This is a genomic window from Bacillus sp. Je.9.29.b (assembly GCF_051129925.1).
Classification (GTDB): Bacteria; Bacillota; Bacilli; order Bacillales; family Bacillaceae; genus Bacillus; species Bacillus safensis.
Genome location: NZ_JBCPSO010000013.1, coordinates 1 through 18263 on the forward strand (window position 1 = coordinate 1; position 18263 = coordinate 18263).

An 18263-nucleotide genomic window follows, 5' to 3' on the forward strand; every position below is an offset into this window, starting at 1 on the left:
TCCGAAAAAGTACAAAACCGAAGTTTTGCTTTTCGCCAGTTTGACTGACTACCTATGAAGTATCATAGGATTTTTTTATAAAAACTCGAATTAACAGGTACGTTTTGTCTTGTTTAGTTTTCAAAGAACTTGTTTACCGCTTCAGAAGCGACTAGAACATCTTATCACATCCAAGTTGTTAGTGTCAACAACTTTTTTGTTATTATGTTTTTTCGTTTCTTCGTCATCAGCGACGTATATTAATTTACCACCCTATCGAATCAAAGTCAATAATATTTTTCATTAAATAATAAACTTTTCAATGACGATTAAAGCTGCTACGCCCGGAATACCCAATAAACCACTAATTCCACTCGTTACAGGGTTAATAGAGACATGTAACCCTAGACTCTCGCCAAATAGGTTGAGGCAAAATAAAAAAAGAGCGCCTGCTACAAACTTCACTCCGATAAGCCCTAACCATTTGAATGGATTCGCCTGCACACCTGACATAAACAACAATAGCACAGCTAGCAAAATTGACCCGATCACAATAACAGGTTCCATAATCCTCTCATCTCCTCTTCATATTGAATAGTACAAGCATATGAGAGGACTATGTATAATAGACCTGCTATTTCCAGTTGTTTAAACGTAAATTCCTCTTTTTCGCTTCTCTCAGATAGAAAAAGTACTTCGCTTGAGCAAGCTTTAATTCGAATAGAATGTCCGGTGAAGGCTCAACGCTATTTGCGACAAGCTTTTTTTGTCTGTTCCATTCTTCCTTTTGCTTAAAAAGCTGTTGAATTAATTTCTCATCGAATTCTTTTCGAATTGATTTTCTGCGAAGAAAACCCATGTACCGTACTTCTCCTTCCTACATCTCACGTCTGCCTTCTAGAGCCTTAGACAGTGTAACTTCATCCGCATACTCTAAATCCCCGCCTACTGGAAGTCCGTGAGCAATGCGAGAGAGTTTAATTCCTGATGGTTTTAACAATCTGGAGATATACATGGCTGTTGCTTCTCCTTCAATGTTTGGATTGGTTGCAAGGATTACCTCTGTCACTTGATCGTCTTGCAATCTTTTTAATAGGTCAGGAATTTTAATATCCTCTGGGCCAATTCCGTCCATTGGCGAAATGGCACCATGAAGCACATGATATAAGCCGTTGTATTCTTTCATTTTTTCCATTGCGATTACATCTTTTGGATCCTGCACTACACAGATAACAGATTGATCTCTTCTTGTATCTTCACAAATATAGCAAGGATCTTGGTCTGTGATATGACCGCATACCGAACAATAAGTTAAATTACGCTTTGCATTTACAAGCGCCTTCGCAAAATCTAGTACGACATCTTCCTGCATACTAAGAACAAAAAAAGCCAGACGGACCGCAGTTTTCGGTCCGATTCCTGGCAATTTCATAAAGCTGTCAATCAGCTTTGATATTGGTTCAGGATATTGCATCTTCAGTTATTCCTCCTAGAATAAACCTGGCATGTTCATTCCTTTTGTGAATTGACCCATCGTTTCATTCGTTAGCTCATCGACTTTTTTCAATGCATCGTTTGTCGCAGCAAGTACAAGATCTTGAAGCATATCGATATCTTCTGGATCAACAACTTCTTCATTAATTGCTACATCAACGACTTCTTTTTGTCCATTTACTTTGACAGTGACCATACCGCCACCAGCTGTACCTTCAAGAACTTTTTCTGCAAGCTCTTCTTGAGCCTTCGCCATATCCTTTTGCATTTTTTGCATTTGTTTCATCATTTTTTGCATATTTCCCATTCCACCGCGCATATGAACACCACTCTCTTTCATTTTTATTAATCTTTAATTTCAATTAAATCAGTTCCTACTAATTTTTTTGCTTCCGCAATCAATGGATCCTCTTCAGTAGAAGTTCCCTGACCATCTGCTTGTTCATCCGGCTGATGATCTCTTAAAAATTCTTCTCTTATTTTACCCCATTGAGCGTCAGGAACGCCAACTAATTCCACTCTTTTTCCTAACATAGACTCTAGCAGTTGTTCAAGATTGGTCCGAACACCGCTTTTATCTTCAGCAACCATTTTACAATGTATTTCAAATTTGAATTTTAAAACAAAGGCATGCGAAGCAGCCGCCACTGGCTCACTGTCCGTTAATAACGCAGCGTGAGACACCTTATTCTGCTGTTTCAACTGGGCAAGGAGCTCTCCCCATTTGCCTTTAATTTTTTCTAACTCAGGCCGTTTCGCTTCTTTTAGAATCTCATGAATTCGGCCGACAGGAGCACGATAGCCATTTTTATTACTTGTTTGTGGTCGAGGCGCCTCCTTTTTTTCTTGAGGGCTATGAGATGGAGACATTGGTACACCTTCGGCTCTTAGCCTCGATAGTTCCTGTTCCAGCCTGTTTATTTTATCTGTTAGCGCCGTTAAATCAGCGTCAGCATGGCCTTGTGTCAATCCTGCTGTTGACTGACACAGCTTTACAACAGCTACCTCAAAGAAAATCCTTGGATGATTTGTCCATTTCATTTCTTGGTGGCTTTTATTCAGGACTTCAATGGTTTCATACAGAAACTGAGGTGTCACACGATCTGACAGCGCCACGAAACTTTCGTCGACCTTTACCTTTTCAAGAACCCCCTCGAGATCTGGTGCCGTTTTATAAAGCAGCATATCTCTAAAGTAAAAAATCATATCCTCTATTAATTTAGCAGCATCTTTCCCCTGCTGGAGCAATTCATTTAATGTATCTAACGCTGTGGCAATATTTTGATCAAAAATTGCTTCAGCAAGCTGACTAATGAAATGCTGCGATACAGCACCTGTAATGAGCAGCGCATCATCAATTGTCAATTGTTCACCACTAAATGAGATCGCTTGATCCAAGAGACTTAGTGCATCACGCATACCGCCATCAGCTGCACTAGCAATAATCTCGAGCGAACCCTCCTGTACGTCAAGGCCTTCTGCATCTACAATTTTCTCCATTCTTCCAACAATATCTTTAGTCGTGATTCGTTTAAAATCAAACCGCTGACAACGAGATATGATGGTAAGAGGAATCTTATGGGGCTCTGTGGTAGCCAAAATAAAGATACAATGAGCAGGCGGTTCTTCCAGCGTTTTAAGGAGAGCATTAAATGCACCGATAGAGAGCATATGTACTTCATCTATAATATAAACCTTATATGTAACCGCCGAAGGAGCAAATTTCACTTTATCACGTATATCCCGGATTTCATCTACCCCGTTATTCGAGGCAGCATCTATTTCAATCACGTCTGAAATTGAACCGTTTGTAATCCCTTTACAGGCATCACATTCATTACACGGCTCGCTAACAGGTGACTTTTCACAGTTCACTGCCTTAGCAAAGATTTTGGCAGCACTTGTTTTACCTGTTCCTCTAGGACCTGAAAATAAGTAAGCATGAGAAAACTTTTTCTGCAAAAGGGCATTTTGCAACGTTTTTGTGATGTGTTCTTGTCCAACAACATCCTCAAAAACTTGAGGTCTGAACACTCGATATAAAGCTTGATAACTCACAAATACGCCCTCCTCCATTTATCATCCTTTTCATTATACATGATGCACCGATCAATTCAAAAGCACACCTTTATTTTCTAATATGCCAATAAGATGATTTCAACTAGAGATTTTCTACTTTCCATGTATTAAAAACGTATTTTCTAGCTTTGTAAAAAGACCTGAAACTCCAAACAGAACACCAGTTCTTTTTACGTTTAGTGAAAAAAACAAATGGCACCAAAAAGACTTTTTATCTATTTGTATCACCAAAGCATTTAAGCTATTCTTTGAACAGCAACAAAAAACTCACCTAGTTAAACTAGATGAGTTACATTTAATATTGATTTACCGTGCACCTTCTGTCGATTCGCTACCCCAAGCGTTACTTAAACAGTTAGCTCGGCCCAGGCAACCCTGCGGCACATGAGAGGTTTCACTTAATGCTGCTTCCTTCCGGACCTGACATGGTTCATGAATTCCCATTGCGCAGGACCCAGACGTCAACACCACTTATTTAAGGCAGACCTTGAAGTAAACGAACCTCGAGAAGGGATTCGGCCTCGCTAGAGCGGATTGCGAGTACAGGGCACCGCTACCTCCCCGCTTAGCACGGCAAAATGAATATTAAATTGTTAGTGACGCAGACATAAGTATACCTTCTTATAGCTCAAATTGCAAACGACATCCATTCATTTACTTTTGGCTTGTTTCTTTCGCTGACGGAGATTTCGGAAGAACTGACTTAACAGCTCACCACACTGATTTTCAAGTACACCACCGATGACCTCAGACTGATGATTGAACCGTTCATCATCCAGTAAATTCATTAAAGTACCTGCGCATCCACCTTTTGGATCGTATGCACCAAAAACGACCTTTTTCACTCTAGAGAGAACAATAGCACCCGCACACATTGGGCATGGCTCAAGCGTAACGTAAAGCACAGCATCTTCTAAACGCCAGCTCCCTGTCGCTTTACATGCTTCATCAATAGCAAGTAATTCTGCATGTGCAATCGAACGCTGCTCACTTTCCCTTAAATTATGAGCCCGGCTCACGATTTGATCATCAACAACAATGATCGCACCAATCGGCACTTCCCCTATTTGTTCTGCTTTTAAGGCTTCAGAAATGGCTTCTTGCATAAACTGTTCATCTTTCGTCATGGCACGGCTCTCTTTTCATGTTTTTTAAAAGGAAATTGAGGTTAACATATTATCACAATCTTTTAAAGGGGGTCTTATTTTGTCAAAGCAAACAAAGGCGCTACTTATTATCGACATGATTAATGATTTTGATTTTGAAATGGGACATGTGCTTGCAGAAAAAACAGAGCAAATGACCAATAAAATTTTAGCTCTTAAACAACATGCTTTCAAGGAAAATTGGCCAATCATTTATATCAACGATCACTACGGACTTTGGAAGGCTGATATCCAAGCTGTTTTGGAAACATGCAAAAATGAAAGAAGCGCTCCTATTTTAGAGAAAATGACACCATCTAAAGATAATTACTTCTTAATTAAACCTAAGCATTCTGCCTTCTACGGTACTGCACTAGAGACACTCTTAAATGAATTAGGTGTTGAGGACATTATTCTAACTGGAATTGCCGGAAACATTTGCGTTTTGTTCACTGCAAATGACGCATACATGCGAGAATACAATCTAATTGTACCTAAAGATTGTATCGCTTCAAATGACGACAGAGATAACAACTACGCTTTAACGATGATGGAGAACGTTCTTCTAGCCAAAATCACTACCGCTAAGGAAATCACGAATGAAAATCAAACATGATTTAGCTATAACCCTCATAAATTGTTAGCAATAACAAAGGGGGCGTTGACTATTCAAATTTATGTTGTCAAAAGAGGAGATACTTTAAACGACATTGCTATGCGTTTTAAAACGACAGTCAATGAAATTATCCGTACTAACGAAATCGAAACACCAAATCAACTCGTCATTGGACAAACAATTGTCATTCCAATTAGAGGTCAATTTTATGAGGTCAAACAAAATGACACACTATATCAAATTGGTAGACGGTTTCAAATCTCAGTGGAAGAATTGGCACGCGTGAACAGAATTCGGCCTGAAGCGATACTGCCTATTCGTTTCTTGCTCTATATTCCACAAAGACCGAAAAGGAACATTAATTCCAATGCTTATATTGAACCACGGGGAAATCAAGTCAGTGAAAACTTAAAGCAGGCAGCTAGAGAGGCCTCCCCATACTTGACCCATTTAGAAGTCTTTAGTTTTCAAGCACAAAGAGATGGGACACTGCGAGAACCACCGTTAGACCAACTACCCCAGATTGCCGCTCAGAACAGAACTGTATTAACCATGGTGGTGACAAATCTAGAGAATGAAAAATTCAGTGATGAACTTGGGCGTATTCTTTTAACTAACCAATCTGTCAAAACGGCATTTTTAAATGAAATTGTTCGTGTTGCCAAAAAGTATCAATTCAAGGAAGTCCATTTTGATTTTGAATATTTACGCCCTGCTGATAAAGATGCTTATATTCAATTTTTAAGAGAAGCAACAGCGCGTTTCCATCAAGAAGGATGGACAATATCTGTTGCACTTGCACCAAAAACAAGTAGTCAGCAAAAGGGCAAATGGTATGAAGCCCATGACTATGAAGCGATCGGTAAGATCGTCGATCATGTTGTGTTGATGACCTATGAATGGGGGTACAGCGGCGGCCCTCCACAAGCTGTCTCTCCAATTGGACCTGTCCGCCAAGTCATTGAATATGCATTAACTGTCATACCGGCCAATAAAATTGTAATGGGGCAGAATTTATACGGCTATGATTGGACACTTCCTTTCGTCCAGGGCGGCCCCATAGCCAAAGCCGTCAGTCCTCAACAAGCAATTGCACTTGCTAGAGAGCACAATGTCTCTATCTTATACGACGAAACAGCACAGGCACCCCATTTTCGTTATACAGATGCCAACAACAAAGAGCATGAGGTCTGGTTCGAAGACGCTAGATCAATTCAAGCAAAGTTCAACCTCATCAAAGAGCTAAATTTGAACGGCATTGCTTATTGGAAATTAGGTCTATCTTTCCCACAAAATTGGCTCTTATTATCAGATCAATTTAATATTGAAAAAAGAACGACATCGTAATCCATTCACTCTATCTATTAGAAGGGGTATGGTACAATATACATTGGTTTGACAACTTTAACTTTATAGATAGAGGAGAACGCCTATGTATCCTGCCCCTTTTATTGCAGTGGAAGGCCCGATTGGAGCCGGAAAAACAACTTTGGCTACAATGCTTGCGAAGGAATTTCAATTTCCTTTAGTAAAAGAGATTGTAGAAGAAAATCCATTCTTAGATAAATTTTATGAAGATATGGAACAATGGAGCTTTCAGCTTGAGATGTTCTTTTTATGCAATCGGTTCAAACAGTTAGAATCAATTGAAGAAAACTATGTGAATAAACAGCAGCCAGTTGTCACTGATTATCACGTCTATAAAAATATGATATTTGCAGAAAGAACATTATCAAAAAAGCACATGGATAAATACAGAAAGATCTATCATCTGCTAACAGATGATCTTCCTAAACCAAATGCCATGATCTATATAAAAGCCAGCCTTCCCACCTTACTTGAAAGAATACAGATGAGAGGACGCTCTTTTGAAGAAGACATTGACCCAGCTTATTTAAAAACACTCATTGAAGATTATGAGCTGGCTATTGAACATTTAAAACAGACTGAGCCAGGGCTTCCTATCATTACAATTGAAGGAGATCATACAGACTTCGTTTCCTCACAGCAAGATTACCAGCAAATTGTACAGAACATAAAGGAGCAAGTGCTATGAACAATATCGAAATACCAAAGGACGCAGTCATCACAATTGCCGGGACTGTTGGTGTCGGCAAATCAACTATGACCAAAACAATAGCGGACAAGCTAGGGTTTCAAACCTCTCTTGAAAAAGTAGATGATAACCCATATTTAGAGCCTTTTTATTCAGATTTCCAAAGATGGAGCTTCCACTTACAGGTCTATTTCTTAGCTGAGCGTTTTAAGGAGCAAAAGCGGATTTTTGAATCTGGCGGAGGATATGTACAAGATCGTTCCATTTATGAGGATACTGGCATTTTTGCAAAAATGCATGCGGACAAAGGTACGATGTCTGAGGTTGATTATGAAACGTATACAAGCCTATTTGAGGCGATGGTGATGACACCTTACTTCCCTCACCCTGATGTCCTCATCTATCTACACGGGGATTTAGATCATATTTTACATCGTATTGAAGAACGCGGCAGAGAGATGGAAACTCAAACTGACCGAGCTTATTGGGAAGAAATGTACACTCGATACACGGAATGGATCGAACAATTTGATTTATGCCCAGTGATTAAAATTAATATTGAAGATTATGACTTACTTCATGATGAAAGCTCACTTGATCCCATTCTTCACGAAATAGCTTCTGTTATTCAAAAAAATCGCTCTAAAACAAAATAAAAAAAACCGCTGCATTCGCGAAATGCAGCGGTTTGACAATTTCCAATTTTTATGCTTGCGTTCAATTCAACTAAGGTAAAAAATCAATATGGCGGAGGAAGAGGGATTCGAACCCCCGCGGGCTTTGACACCCCTGTCGGTTTTCAAGACCGATCCCTTCAGCCGGACTTGGGTATTCCTCCGTATCGACAAGAATTAATATACCATATCATTTTATTTGAAGTCAACATCTTTTCGAAAAAAAATTCAATATGTGATTTTGGCATGATGATTGCCTATAAAAAAGCAGCCATTGACGGCTGCTCTCGATCTATTTCGTATCCTGTCTAATTTCTTCAATAAACTGATTCATCTCTACTTTAAACTCATTTAATGACTCGATAATCTTCGTAAAGTCTGTCACTTGTTTGGCTTGTTCATTTGTTGAGCTGCTGATTTGTGAGATGTTTTCAGACAGAGTGCCAATGCTGTCTTGGATTTCTTTTAAAAATGTATTAATGGTTTCAGCCGCTTCCTTCGAGCCATCTGATAATTTGCGAACTTCATCAGCAACGACAGCAAACCCTTTTCCGTTCTCACCTGCTCTTGCGGCTTCAATTGCAGCATTTAAACCGAGCAGATTTGTTTGTCTAGCGATTCCGCCAATGGTTTTGACGACTTCTTCAATATTCGCAGATTTCTCTTCCGCTCTTCCTGCCTGTTCGCTTATTTCTAAACTTGTGGCAGCCAGCTCTTGTGAATGTGCAGCAATTTGCTCAATTCCACCTTGGAGTTCTTTCGCTACTTTATTGATTTGCTCCATATAACCGCTTAATTTCTTTTCACGATGATGTGAAAATGCCACTAAAAAAGAGCCAATTACTTTTCTATCTTCATCAAAAATCGGGTAACCTTTTACAGCAATTTCATAACCATATAAATGCTCTGGTAAATGACCGTCATATTCTTGTCCTCTTAATGTCGTCGCCACATTTTGGTCTTCTGGGTTCAATGGGTCTCCAACTTTCATACCAAAATCTATTGTGTTAGATGGGTAATAACAAAGTATCTTCTCTGTATCTGTGATGCCGAAAAGAATACTTTCATCTAGTACCTTTCTAAGTAAATGAGCCATTTCAACATAATAGTCAAGCCTATTCAAGGTTATTCCTTCTTTCCTAGAAGCTTTTAATTTTTTTATCGGCTAAATTCAGGAAAACTGTAGGACTTTTGGTAAAAAGAAAAAGATGCCTTGACGGCATCTTATTTCATCACTTCTTTATTTCCCATATAAGGACGCAGTACTTCAGGAATGATCACTGTGCCGTCCTCTTGTTGATAGTTTTCTAAAATAGCCGCTACAGTTCTTCCTACCGCTAATCCAGATCCATTTAATGTGTGGACATGTTCTGGCTTCGCTTTAGGCTCTGGACGGAAACGAATGTTTGCACGTCTTGCCTGGAATGCTTCGAAGTTACTGCAAGAAGAAATTTCACGGTACGTATTCTGGCTCGGAATCCACACTTCGATATCGTATTTCTTCGCAGCTGTGAAGCCTAAATCTCCCGTACACATGCTCATGACACGGTATGGCAGGTTCAATAGCTGAAGAACTTTTTCTGCTTGATTTGTTAATTTCTCTAATTCTTCATAAGAATCTTCTGGTCTGACAAATTTCACAAGCTCTACCTTGTTAAATTGATGCTGACGGATGAGTCCACGTGTATCTCTGCCAGCAGATCCAGCTTCTGATCTAAAGCAAGCACTGAATGCTGCATAGTTGATTGGCAGCTGTTCGCCTTCGAGGATTTCGTCACGATGCATGTTCGTAATTGGCACTTCAGCTGTTGGAATGAGGAAGTAATCTTCTTCACGTATTTTAAAGGCATCCTCTTCGAATTTTGGAAGCTGACCAGTTCCTGTCATGCTCGCTCTGTTGACCATATAAGGTGGAAGCACTTCAGTAAAACCAAACTCATCCACATGTAAATCGAGCATAAAGTTATACAATGCGCGCTCTAAGCGGGCGCCAAGCCCTTTATAAAAAACGAAACGGCTTCCTGTCACTTTTCCTGCACGTTCAAAATCAAGGATTTTTAGCTCATCAGCTACGTCCCAATGTGGTTTTGGTTCAAATGAGAAGGCTGGCTGTTCGCCCCATTTTCTCACTTCCACGTTGTCGTCTTCTGTTTCACCAACTGGTACAGAGTCATGAGGGATATTTGGAATTGAGAACAGGATGTGCTGCAGGCTCTCTTCTACTGTTCTTAGCTCATCATCCAGCTTCTTGATCTCATCTCCTACCTCACGCATTTCTTGAATAATGTGATCGGCGTCTTTCTTTTCTCTTTTTAGAACGGCCACTTGCTGTGATACTTCATTTCTTCGGCTCTTTAATTCTTCTGTTTTCCCGATTAATTCTCTTCTTTTTTGATCTAGCTCACCAAACTTATCAAAATCCGCTAAATCTTCGCCTCGGTGTGCTAATTTTTCTTTGATTTGATCAAAGTCCGTGCGCAGTTGTTTAATATCAAGCATGTGTAACACTCCTTTTTTTATCGAAAAATAAAAAGAGCCCTCATCCCATGAAAGGGACGAGAGCTCTCGCGTTGCCACCCTGATTGAAAACATGCAGAAGCATGCTTTCCTCTTTCCTCTGTAACGGTATCACCGTAAATGCTTACTTCTCGTGTTTCAGCATTTCGCTCAAGGATGGATTCAGAATGCATCTTTCACCGATTCTCACCAACCATCGGCTCTCTGAGAAAGAGGGGCTTCTTACTATTTCCCGTCAACGCTTTTTCGATCTTTGATTGTGATTTTAATGTACTATAAGTTTTATCTCTTTTCAACCGTTTTATACAGCAAGCTTCGTTTTGTAGGACTTCACCATGTCTACAAACAGCTGTGTTAACCGGTGATCGTCTGTCAGCTCTGGATGAAAAGAGCAGCCTAAGATATTGTTTTCTTTCGCCATCACAATCCTGCCATCATATTCAGCCATGATTTCTACGTCATTATCTGCGCTGATGATATGAGGCGCACGGATGAATACCCCTGTAAACGGGGCATCCAGTCCTTTTACTTCTAAATCTGCTTCAAAGCTGTCTACCTGTCTGCCAAAAGAGTTCCGTGCAACAGATACATTTAATAGGCCAAGATGAGCATCTTCTCGATCTTCGATATGCTTTGCCAGCATAATCAAACCGGCACATGTCCCGAAAATCGGTTTCCCTTGAGCAGCGAACGCCTTGATCGGTTCAATGAATTGGTACGTATCCATAAGTCTCCTCATCGTCGTACTTTCTCCACCAGGGATAATCAAACCGTCAACGGATTCTAGCTCTTCTACTCGTTTGATGATCTTTCCTTCTGCGCCGCAGGCTTCAATCGATTGAATATGCTCTCTCACCGCTCCTTGAAGCCCTAGTACACCAATTGTCAGCATGTTCGTTTGCGCTCCCTTAATTACCAGCCACGCTCTTGCATACGTTCTTCTGGCAGTAGATTTGAAATTTCAATTCCTTTCATAGCTGTTCCAAGCTCTTTTGAAAGTTCTGCAATAAGACGGTAATCAGTGTAATGAGTCGTTGCTTCAACAATTGCTTTTGCAAATTTAGCTGGATTGTCTGATTTGAAAATACCAGATCCGACAAATACACCGTCTGCGCCAAGCTGCATCATTAACGCAGCATCTGCTGGTGTCGCAACGCCTCCTGCTGCAAAGTTCACAACTGGCAGCTTGCCGTCTCTTTTGATTTGCAGCAATAATTCATAAGGCGCGCCAAGATTCTTGGCTTCTGTCATCAGTTCATCTTCACTCATAGCCGATACTTTACGAATCTGAGCATTGACCTTTCTCATATGACGAACAGCTTCTACGATGTTGCCTGTCCCAGGTTCTCCTTTTGTACGAAGCATAGAAGCGCCTTCTGCGATACGGCGGGTTGCCTCACCTAAGTCACGGCATCCACAGACAAAAGGTACTGTGTATTCATTTTTATTTAAATGGAATTCCTCATCTGCGGGCGTCAGCACTTCACTCTCATCGATATAATCAACACCAAGTGCTTCAAGAACACGAGCCTCGACGATGTGGCCGATACGTGCTTTTGCCATGACTGGAATCGTTACTGCATTTTGTACTTCCTCTACGATTCTTGGGTCTGCCATACGGGCAACACCGCCTGCTGCACGGATATCAGCTGGTACTCGTTCTAGTGCCATGACTGCCACCGCACCTGCTTCTTCTGCAATTTTTGCCTGCTCCGCATTGACGACATCCATAATGACGCCACCCTTTTGCATTTCTGCCATTCCACGTTTCACTCGTTCAGTTCCCTTATTGCTCACAATAGTTTCCTCCCATTTGTCTATTCGATTCATTCAACATCTTTATCATACAAGCGAGGAAGTATAACAATAAAGAGAATAGTATAACAATTCAACCAACGGATAAAAAAGGATAACCCCTTGTATATAAAGGATTTTCAGCTAAAAACATGTCGTTTTCTCTTTCAAGTGTGATTTACATGCTATAATACAACTATAACAATTAAAAATCATGTATAACAATTTTGCATTCTATGGAGGGGTTTCATGCATATTGATATCCATCGACACTCTGATACATCTCTTTCAAATCAAATTTACTTTTCAATCATCGATCACATTCAATCGGGTTTGCTTCAGCAAGGAGAAAGGCTGCCAACTGTCCGTGATTTAGCTAAGCAGCTGAATGTGAGTCTTGTCACGGCAGCTAAGGCATACACCCGATTAAAGGACGATGGATATTTAACGACAGTGCAAGGTAAAGGCACTTTTGTGGATGAGCAGCAAGAGCAGGCAGAGACCCCGGTTCCATCATCTACTTCTTTCGATTGGCAGTTGTCGATTCCAGATTATTTACCACGGTCTCAATTCGCCCAGTATCACTATGTCGAAGAAGCCATTAACCTTTCTTCCTCTATGATCGATCCAGGTCTTTTGCCAAACCGGTATTTAGAAAAAGAAATGCAGCATGTACTAGCCAGACATCCTCAAATCATGTCGAAGTATGGAGAAATACAAGGTGATCTTCAGCTGCGACAGGTCATTCAATCTTTTTTAGAAAAGTTGGATGTGCCATCTACACCTGAAAATATTCTTGTAACAAGTGGTTCTCAGCAAGGGCTTGATTTGGTGGCACGTACGTTTATTGGGCCGGATGATGTGGTTGTCATGGAAGCACCGACCTATCCCGGGGCCATTGATGTCTTTATGGGCAGAGGAGCAAGAATCATTACCGTCCCTGTCGATCATGAAGGGATGAACATGAAGCAGCTTCAAAGCATTTGTGATAAATATAAACCGAAGCTCATCTATACGATTCCTACTTTTCACAGTCCGACAGGGGCCAGTATGTCGATGAAACGCAGAAAACAGCTTCTCTTACTGGCTCAAAGCATAGATTGTCTCATTGTAGAAGATGACCCTTATCGTGAGCTTTATTTTGAAAAGAAACCGCCAGCACCTATTAAAAGCTTGGACCATGATGGACACGTCATTTATTTACGAGGGTTAAGTAAAACACTGGCTCCAGGATGCAGAATAGGGATTATCACCGCATCAGGCTCGATATTTAACCGCTTATTAGCTGCAAAGGCCAATAATGACTTAGGCAGCCCTCTCCTCACACAAAAGGCCATATTGCCGTTTCTGACATCGAAGAAAATGATTGATCATACGAAGAAGCTAAGAACCGCCTTGAAGGTGAGACGCGATTTGATGATGGATGTGTTAACGAAGTACGCACCAAAAGATGTAACTTGGCAAATTCCACAGGGCGGGCTCAATTTATGGCTCAGCTTTCCTTCTTGGGTCGATACACGAGCACTGTTACATGAGGCACGTAAGCATCAAATTACTTTTCTACCTGGCTCTGTCTGCTATCCTGGAGAACCGAAACAGAATTATATCCGCCTCAGCTTTTCTTATGTGAATGAAAAAGCACTGGCCGAGGGCGTGGAAAAGTTATGTGGTATTTTTCAGCAAGCCTTGTCCACTCCTCAAAATCAGAAGCAATCGCTCTTCTTTTAACGATAAAAAAACTGCTCTCATGTATAGAGAGCAGTTTTTTATTAGAACCAGCCTTTTACTGTGTCAACGATTCCGCCCCAAATGCCAGCGAAGAATCCACCTACACCGCGCATTGCAAGGATGAACCAGTTTGCTTTTTCATCGCTTGTTTTCGTCACAAGCTCAACACCTGATTGGTCTTTATTTAAATAACCGTAGTCCTTCTCATCACCAGAATAAGAAGTCGTCAGCATGCCAACCTTCGTTCCTTTTTTAATAGGAGCTTCTAGTTTCTTTTTTTCGATATTTACTTTTGCTTTATAGCTCTTTTCGTCACCATTTTTTACTGGCACAGAAAATGCTTCTTTCGTCACAACAGGTACTTCTTTATCTTTGCCTTTATCCACTTCGATGTTTTCATGTCCTTTAATTTGTTGATCTTTTTTGTACATTTCTTTCATCGTGAAGTTTTTAAACGCATAGTCGAATAGTTTTTTTGCCACGTCGAAACGTGCTGTATGAAGATTACCTTTTGCATTCAAGATAACTGCGATGACACGCATGTCACCTTGTTTTGCTGTACCTGTGAAGCTAGAACCGGCTGAATCTGTAGATCCTGTTTTCAGACCGTCAACACCTTTATATTCCTTCACAAGTCCTTTAAGCATGAAGTTCCAGTTAGGCATGTCCATTTCATCGTCCGTGCCTTCTCTGAACTTTGTTTTCGCAATACTTGCTGTTTCAAGAATTTCTGGATGGTCTTTGATGAGATGCTGTGCAAGCAAAGCCATATCTTTTGCAGATACTTCACTTTCTTCATCAGGCCCTGTACCTTTTGGCTGTTGGCCATGTAAGTCTTTATTTTCCAGACCAGTTGCATTCACGAATTTGTAGTTTGTTAAACCAAGTTCTTTTGCTTTTGCGTTCATTTTTTCAACAAATTTCGATTCTGATCCAGCGATCACTTCTGCTAAACCAATCGCTGCTGCATTTGCCGAATAAATAGCCGTTGCTTGATAAAGTTCTTTTACTGTATACGAACCATCTTTTCTCAAAGGAACGTTGGATAAGCTGCGGTCCTGAGAAATTTCGTATACATAATCATCTGGCGTATACTTTTGATCCCATTTCACTTTTCCTTCAGCAATTGCCTCTAGTAATAGATACTCTGTCATCATTTTTGCCATACTTGCAATAGGCAGTCTTTGATCTGCGTTTTTACTATAAAGAATTTTACCTGTAGAAGCTTCAATAAGGATCGCTGCTTTCGCATTCACACTGAATGGATCTTCAGCAGCTTTTGCTTTGGACATTGGTGTAAATGCTGTAACAATCAATGCCAATGCAAGGATAGAGACCATAAGCTGTTTCAATATCTTGCTGTTCAATCGTCATACCTCCGTATTCATCTTTTTTCGACGTTTTTCATATATATGTAATCCACAAGGGCTTATCTCAACACAACAGTATAAATTTTATCACAATAAAGACAAAAAAAATAGACAGAGTCATAGACCCTGTCAAATGTAATTTGATTGTCACAATTTATCAAGAAATTGTGTAGTTTGGTGATTCTTTTGTAATTTGTACATCATGTGGATGACTCTCACGAAGTCCTGCACCCGTCATACGAATGAATTGTGCTTCTTCTCTAAGAGTGCGTAAATCTTGTGTTCCACAATAACCCATACCAGAACGAATACCGCCAACTAGTTGATACACTGTATCAACGACTGGCCCTTTGTATGGTGTACGGCCTTCAATACCTTCAGGAACGAATTTTTTATTATCTTCTTGGAAGTAACGATCTTTACTTCCTTTTTCCATTGCAGCGACAGAACCCATACCACGATAAACTTTGAATCGTCTACCTTGGAAAATTTCTGTTTCTCCTGGGCTTTCAGATGTACCAGCTAGAAGGCTTCCAAGCATAACAGCATGTCCGCCAGATGCTAATGCTTTCACGATATCACCTGAATATTTAATTCCACCATCTGCAATAATAGCTTTACCATGTTTTCTTGCTTCTGTTGCACAGTCATAGATCGCTGTGATTTGTGGTACACCGACACCTGCAACAACACGTGTTGTACAAATAGATCCTGGTCCGATACCGACTTTTACAATATCTGCTCCTGCTTCAAACAATGCTTTTGTTGCTTCGGCTGTTGCAACATTACCAGCAATGATGTTAAGAGAAGGATACGTTTCACGGATTTTCGATACAGTGTTTAGAACACCTTGAGAATGACCGTGTGCTGTATCAATAACAATGACATCCACATTGGCTTCGACTAATTTTTTCACACGTGTCATTGTATCGCCAGTGACACCAACAGCAGCACCAACAATTAAACGGCCATGCGCATCTTTAGAGGAGTTAGGGAATTCAATCACTTTTTCAATATCTTTGATTGTGATAAGACCTTTTAACGTTCCTTCGTCATCTAAAAGAGGTAATTTTTCAATCTTGTACTGCTGTAGGATTTTTTCAGCTTCTTCTAATGTTGTACCAACAGAAGCTGTCACAAGTTCCTCTTTTGTCATCACGTCGCTAATCTTCATTGAATAATCCGAAATAAAACGAAGGTCACGGTTCGTAATAATACCAACAAGCTTTTGGTCTTGTTCGTTGTTGACAATCGGCACACCTGAAATACGGTATTTACCCATCAAATGCTCTGCATCAAATACTTGATGCTCTGGTGTTAAGAAGAATGGATTTGTAATAACGCCGCGCTCTGAACGTTTTACTTTATCCACCTGTTCTGCTTGCTGTTCAATGGACATGTTCTTATGAATAATACCAAGACCACCTTGACGTGCCATTGCAATCGCCATTTGTGATTCCGTCACTGTGTCCATTCCCGCACTGATAATTGGAATGTTTAGCTTTAATGTGCTTGTTAGCTCCACTGATAAATTGACATCACGCGGAAGTACTTCAGACTTTGCTGGAACAAGCAAAACATCGTCAAACGTCAAACCTTCTTTTGAAAATTTACTTTCCCACATTAGTAAATCCCCCTCTTTTCGGCAAAATATTATATGTAGATTATCAACTAGCAAACAGCATGTCAAGGAAGCAACAAACAGTTGCAATTTTTAGAAAATATAAAGAGAGTTGAGGAAGAAGATGAAAAGTTCAGGATGGAAGGATTTAAAACGTTTTTACTCGCTCGAAACCTCCCAAAAGTTTCTATTTCAACAATATGAGAAACGGAACATTCAAGATGCAAACCAGCAAGCCTATAAAAACTGTGAACGATTTATTTACTTTCTAAAACATGGCCATACGTTTTATGAACAGGCTGCGATCGCGCCTCTAGAACTTAAACCCATTTTATTGTTTTATGGAATGGCACAGCTGCTTAAAGCATGTTTGCTGACAGTGGATCCCCATTATCCTTCTCAAACCTCTGTTTTAGCTCATGGCGTAACATCGAGAAAGAGAAAGAAACAGCATTACCGTTTTAGTGAAGATGAGGTGAAAATTCAAAGAAATGGGCTATGTATGCATGTGTTAAAGCATCTATTTCAATTAAATGGTCTTGAAGATGAGCGATTTACGATGATCCATCTCCTGTCTAAAATACCTGAAATGAGTCATATTCTTGAGTTTCAAAAGCAGCCTTCGACATTAGTTAAAGTAGAAAAGGCTAATGGAATGATGATTCAAGATCATATTCCATTACTTTATAACATGTCTGCTGAACGGTTTATTGAATACTTTGAGTTCCATACAAGCTGGAAACTTAAACAGAGAGAGGCTAAAAAACTGACGTTTGATGTATTTCTTGAAGAAAACCCGGCACTTGCTACTCATCTTCATTATGATTTAGAAATGGATCAATGGTTTATACCGTCAACACGAGATGCTTTTCTAGGGATTCCTGAGATCATCAGCCATTACTTATTGATGTATAACCTTAGTATGATTGCCCGCTACGAAACAGAATGGTGGTACGAGCTGCTGTCTCAATACATTAGCGATGATTACGTCATGATTGAACGCTACATGGAGATTGCAGAAGAGAAGTTCCCAGCATACATCATGATGCTGTTAGAAGAAAAAACAAAAAAGACCAGTTCCGGCTGGAACTGATCCTTATAGAAGCTTGGCGGCGTCCTACTCTCACAGGGGGAAACCCCCAACTACCATCGGCGCTGAAGAGCTTAACTTCCGTGTTCGGTATGGGAAC

Annotated in this window: 17 protein-coding genes, 1 tRNA gene, 1 rRNA gene, 1 other RNA gene, 1 pseudogene and 1 other annotated feature; of the genes and pseudogenes, 6 read left to right on the top strand and 15 right to left on the bottom strand. The window is 40.3% G+C overall.

Annotated features, from left to right (window positions below; all coding sequences use genetic code 11):
* Window positions 1–282: 282 nt before the first annotated feature.
* From AAZR19_RS18700 to tadA, 7 genes are all read right to left on the bottom strand, one after another.
* The gene (locus AAZR19_RS18700; RefSeq protein ID WP_034284261.1) at window positions 283–546 is read right to left on the bottom strand and encodes a pro-sigmaK processing inhibitor BofA family protein; all 264 of its coding nucleotides are present in this window, start codon (window positions 544–546) and stop codon (window positions 283–285) included.
* 67 nt (window positions 547–613) lie between these two features.
* Entirely contained in the window at window positions 614–838 is a 225-nt protein-coding gene (locus AAZR19_RS18705) for a YaaL family protein (RefSeq protein ID WP_024425764.1), read from the bottom strand.
* 18 nt (window positions 839–856) lie between these two features.
* Window positions 857–1453, bottom strand: a complete 597-nt coding sequence (gene recR / locus AAZR19_RS18710; RefSeq protein ID WP_003218094.1) for a recombination protein RecR — start codon at window positions 1451–1453, stop codon at window positions 857–859.
* Between the two features lie 15 nt (window positions 1454–1468).
* Window positions 1469–1792, bottom strand: a complete 324-nt coding sequence (locus AAZR19_RS18715) for a YbaB/EbfC family nucleoid-associated protein (protein WP_008342011.1) — start codon at window positions 1790–1792, stop codon at window positions 1469–1471.
* A gap of 26 nt (window positions 1793–1818) precedes the next feature.
* Entirely contained in the window at window positions 1819–3531 is a 1713-nt protein-coding gene (gene dnaX, locus AAZR19_RS18720; RefSeq protein WP_041106245.1) for a DNA polymerase III subunit gamma/tau, read from the bottom strand.
* A 330-nt stretch (window positions 3532–3861) separates the two neighbouring features.
* An RNA gene (gene ffs, locus AAZR19_RS18725) (signal recognition particle sRNA large type) lies at window positions 3862–4126 on the bottom strand.
* A gap of 76 nt (window positions 4127–4202) precedes the next feature.
* Window positions 4203–4679, bottom strand: coding sequence for a tRNA adenosine(34) deaminase TadA (gene tadA, locus AAZR19_RS18730; protein WP_041106248.1), 477 nt, complete (start codon window positions 4677–4679; stop codon window positions 4203–4205).
* Window positions 4680–4758: 79 nt separating this feature from the next.
* On the opposite strand from tadA, the gene AAZR19_RS18735 reads away from it, so the two are divergent.
* The 4 genes from AAZR19_RS18735 to AAZR19_RS18750 all read left to right on the top strand — a co-directional run bounded on the left by AAZR19_RS18735 (window position 4759) and on the right by AAZR19_RS18750 (window position 8025).
* On the top strand, window positions 4759–5313 hold the full coding sequence (locus AAZR19_RS18735; RefSeq protein ID WP_041106250.1) for an isochorismatase family cysteine hydrolase: 555 nt from the start codon (window positions 4759–4761) through the stop codon (window positions 5311–5313).
* Between the two features lie 99 nt (window positions 5314–5412).
* Entirely contained in the window at window positions 5413–6660 is a 1248-nt protein-coding gene (locus AAZR19_RS18740; RefSeq protein ID WP_235566759.1) for a glycoside hydrolase family 18 protein, read from the top strand.
* A gap of 85 nt (window positions 6661–6745) precedes the next feature.
* Window positions 6746–7369, top strand: coding sequence for a deoxynucleoside kinase (locus AAZR19_RS18745; protein ID WP_024425759.1), 624 nt, complete (start codon window positions 6746–6748; stop codon window positions 7367–7369).
* Entirely contained in the window at window positions 7366–8025 is a 660-nt protein-coding gene (locus tag AAZR19_RS18750) for a deoxynucleoside kinase (RefSeq protein ID WP_003218104.1), read from the top strand. The genes AAZR19_RS18745 and AAZR19_RS18750 overlap by 4 nt, the downstream gene beginning before the upstream one ends.
* An 89-nt stretch (window positions 8026–8114) precedes the next feature.
* On the opposite strand, the gene AAZR19_RS18755 is transcribed toward AAZR19_RS18750, so the two are convergent.
* From AAZR19_RS18755 to pdxS, 5 genes and pseudogenes are all read right to left on the bottom strand, one after another.
* A tRNA-Ser gene (locus AAZR19_RS18755) sits at window positions 8115–8207 on the bottom strand.
* A gap of 128 nt (window positions 8208–8335) precedes the next feature.
* A pseudogene (locus AAZR19_RS18760) lies at window positions 8336–8671 on the bottom strand (methyl-accepting chemotaxis protein); the annotation flags it as partial.
* A 596-nt stretch (window positions 8672–9267) separates the two neighbouring features.
* Window positions 9268–10542 carry a serine--tRNA ligase gene (gene serS, locus AAZR19_RS18765; RefSeq protein WP_024426746.1) on the bottom strand — a complete coding sequence of 425 codons (1275 nt, stop codon included), beginning with the start codon at window positions 10540–10542 and terminating at the stop codon, window positions 9268–9270.
* Between the two features lie 49 nt (window positions 10543–10591).
* Window positions 10592–10808, bottom strand: a binding site (T-box leader).
* 53 nt (window positions 10809–10861) lie between these two features.
* Entirely contained in the window at window positions 10862–11452 is a 591-nt protein-coding gene (gene pdxT, locus AAZR19_RS18770) for a pyridoxal 5'-phosphate synthase glutaminase subunit PdxT (RefSeq protein ID WP_041106255.1), read from the bottom strand.
* A 20-nt stretch (window positions 11453–11472) separates the two neighbouring features.
* Window positions 11473–12357 carry a pyridoxal 5'-phosphate synthase lyase subunit PdxS gene (pdxS, locus tag AAZR19_RS18775; protein WP_039175840.1) on the bottom strand — a complete coding sequence of 295 codons (885 nt, stop codon included), beginning with the start codon at window positions 12355–12357 and terminating at the stop codon, window positions 11473–11475.
* A 246-nt stretch (window positions 12358–12603) separates the two neighbouring features.
* Between pdxS and AAZR19_RS18780 the strand changes: the two genes are divergently transcribed.
* Window positions 12604–14082, top strand: a complete 1479-nt coding sequence (locus tag AAZR19_RS18780) for a PLP-dependent aminotransferase family protein (protein WP_056767003.1) — start codon at window positions 12604–12606, stop codon at window positions 14080–14082.
* A gap of 41 nt (window positions 14083–14123) precedes the next feature.
* Here the strand turns inward: AAZR19_RS18780 and AAZR19_RS18785 are convergent, their stop codons facing one another.
* Together AAZR19_RS18785 and guaB are read right to left on the bottom strand one after the other, a co-directional pair.
* Entirely contained in the window at window positions 14124–15449 is a 1326-nt protein-coding gene (locus tag AAZR19_RS18785; RefSeq protein WP_041106259.1) for a D-alanyl-D-alanine carboxypeptidase family protein, read from the bottom strand.
* A gap of 160 nt (window positions 15450–15609) precedes the next feature.
* A complete protein-coding gene (gene guaB, locus AAZR19_RS18790) occupies window positions 15610–17076 on the bottom strand; it encodes an IMP dehydrogenase (protein WP_041106261.1) in 1467 nt (488 codons plus the stop codon).
* 121 nt (window positions 17077–17197) lie between these two features.
* Here guaB and AAZR19_RS18795 point away from each other — a divergent pair, with 121 nt between their 5' ends.
* Window positions 17198–18166 (top strand): YaaC family protein, encoded by a 969-nt coding sequence (locus AAZR19_RS18795; RefSeq protein ID WP_434703974.1) that lies wholly within the window; start codon window positions 17198–17200, stop codon window positions 18164–18166.
* A gap of 11 nt (window positions 18167–18177) precedes the next feature.
* On the opposite strand, the gene rrf is transcribed toward AAZR19_RS18795, so the two are convergent.
* Window positions 18178–18263: ribosomal RNA gene (gene rrf, locus AAZR19_RS18800) — 5S ribosomal RNA — on the bottom strand; the annotation flags it as partial.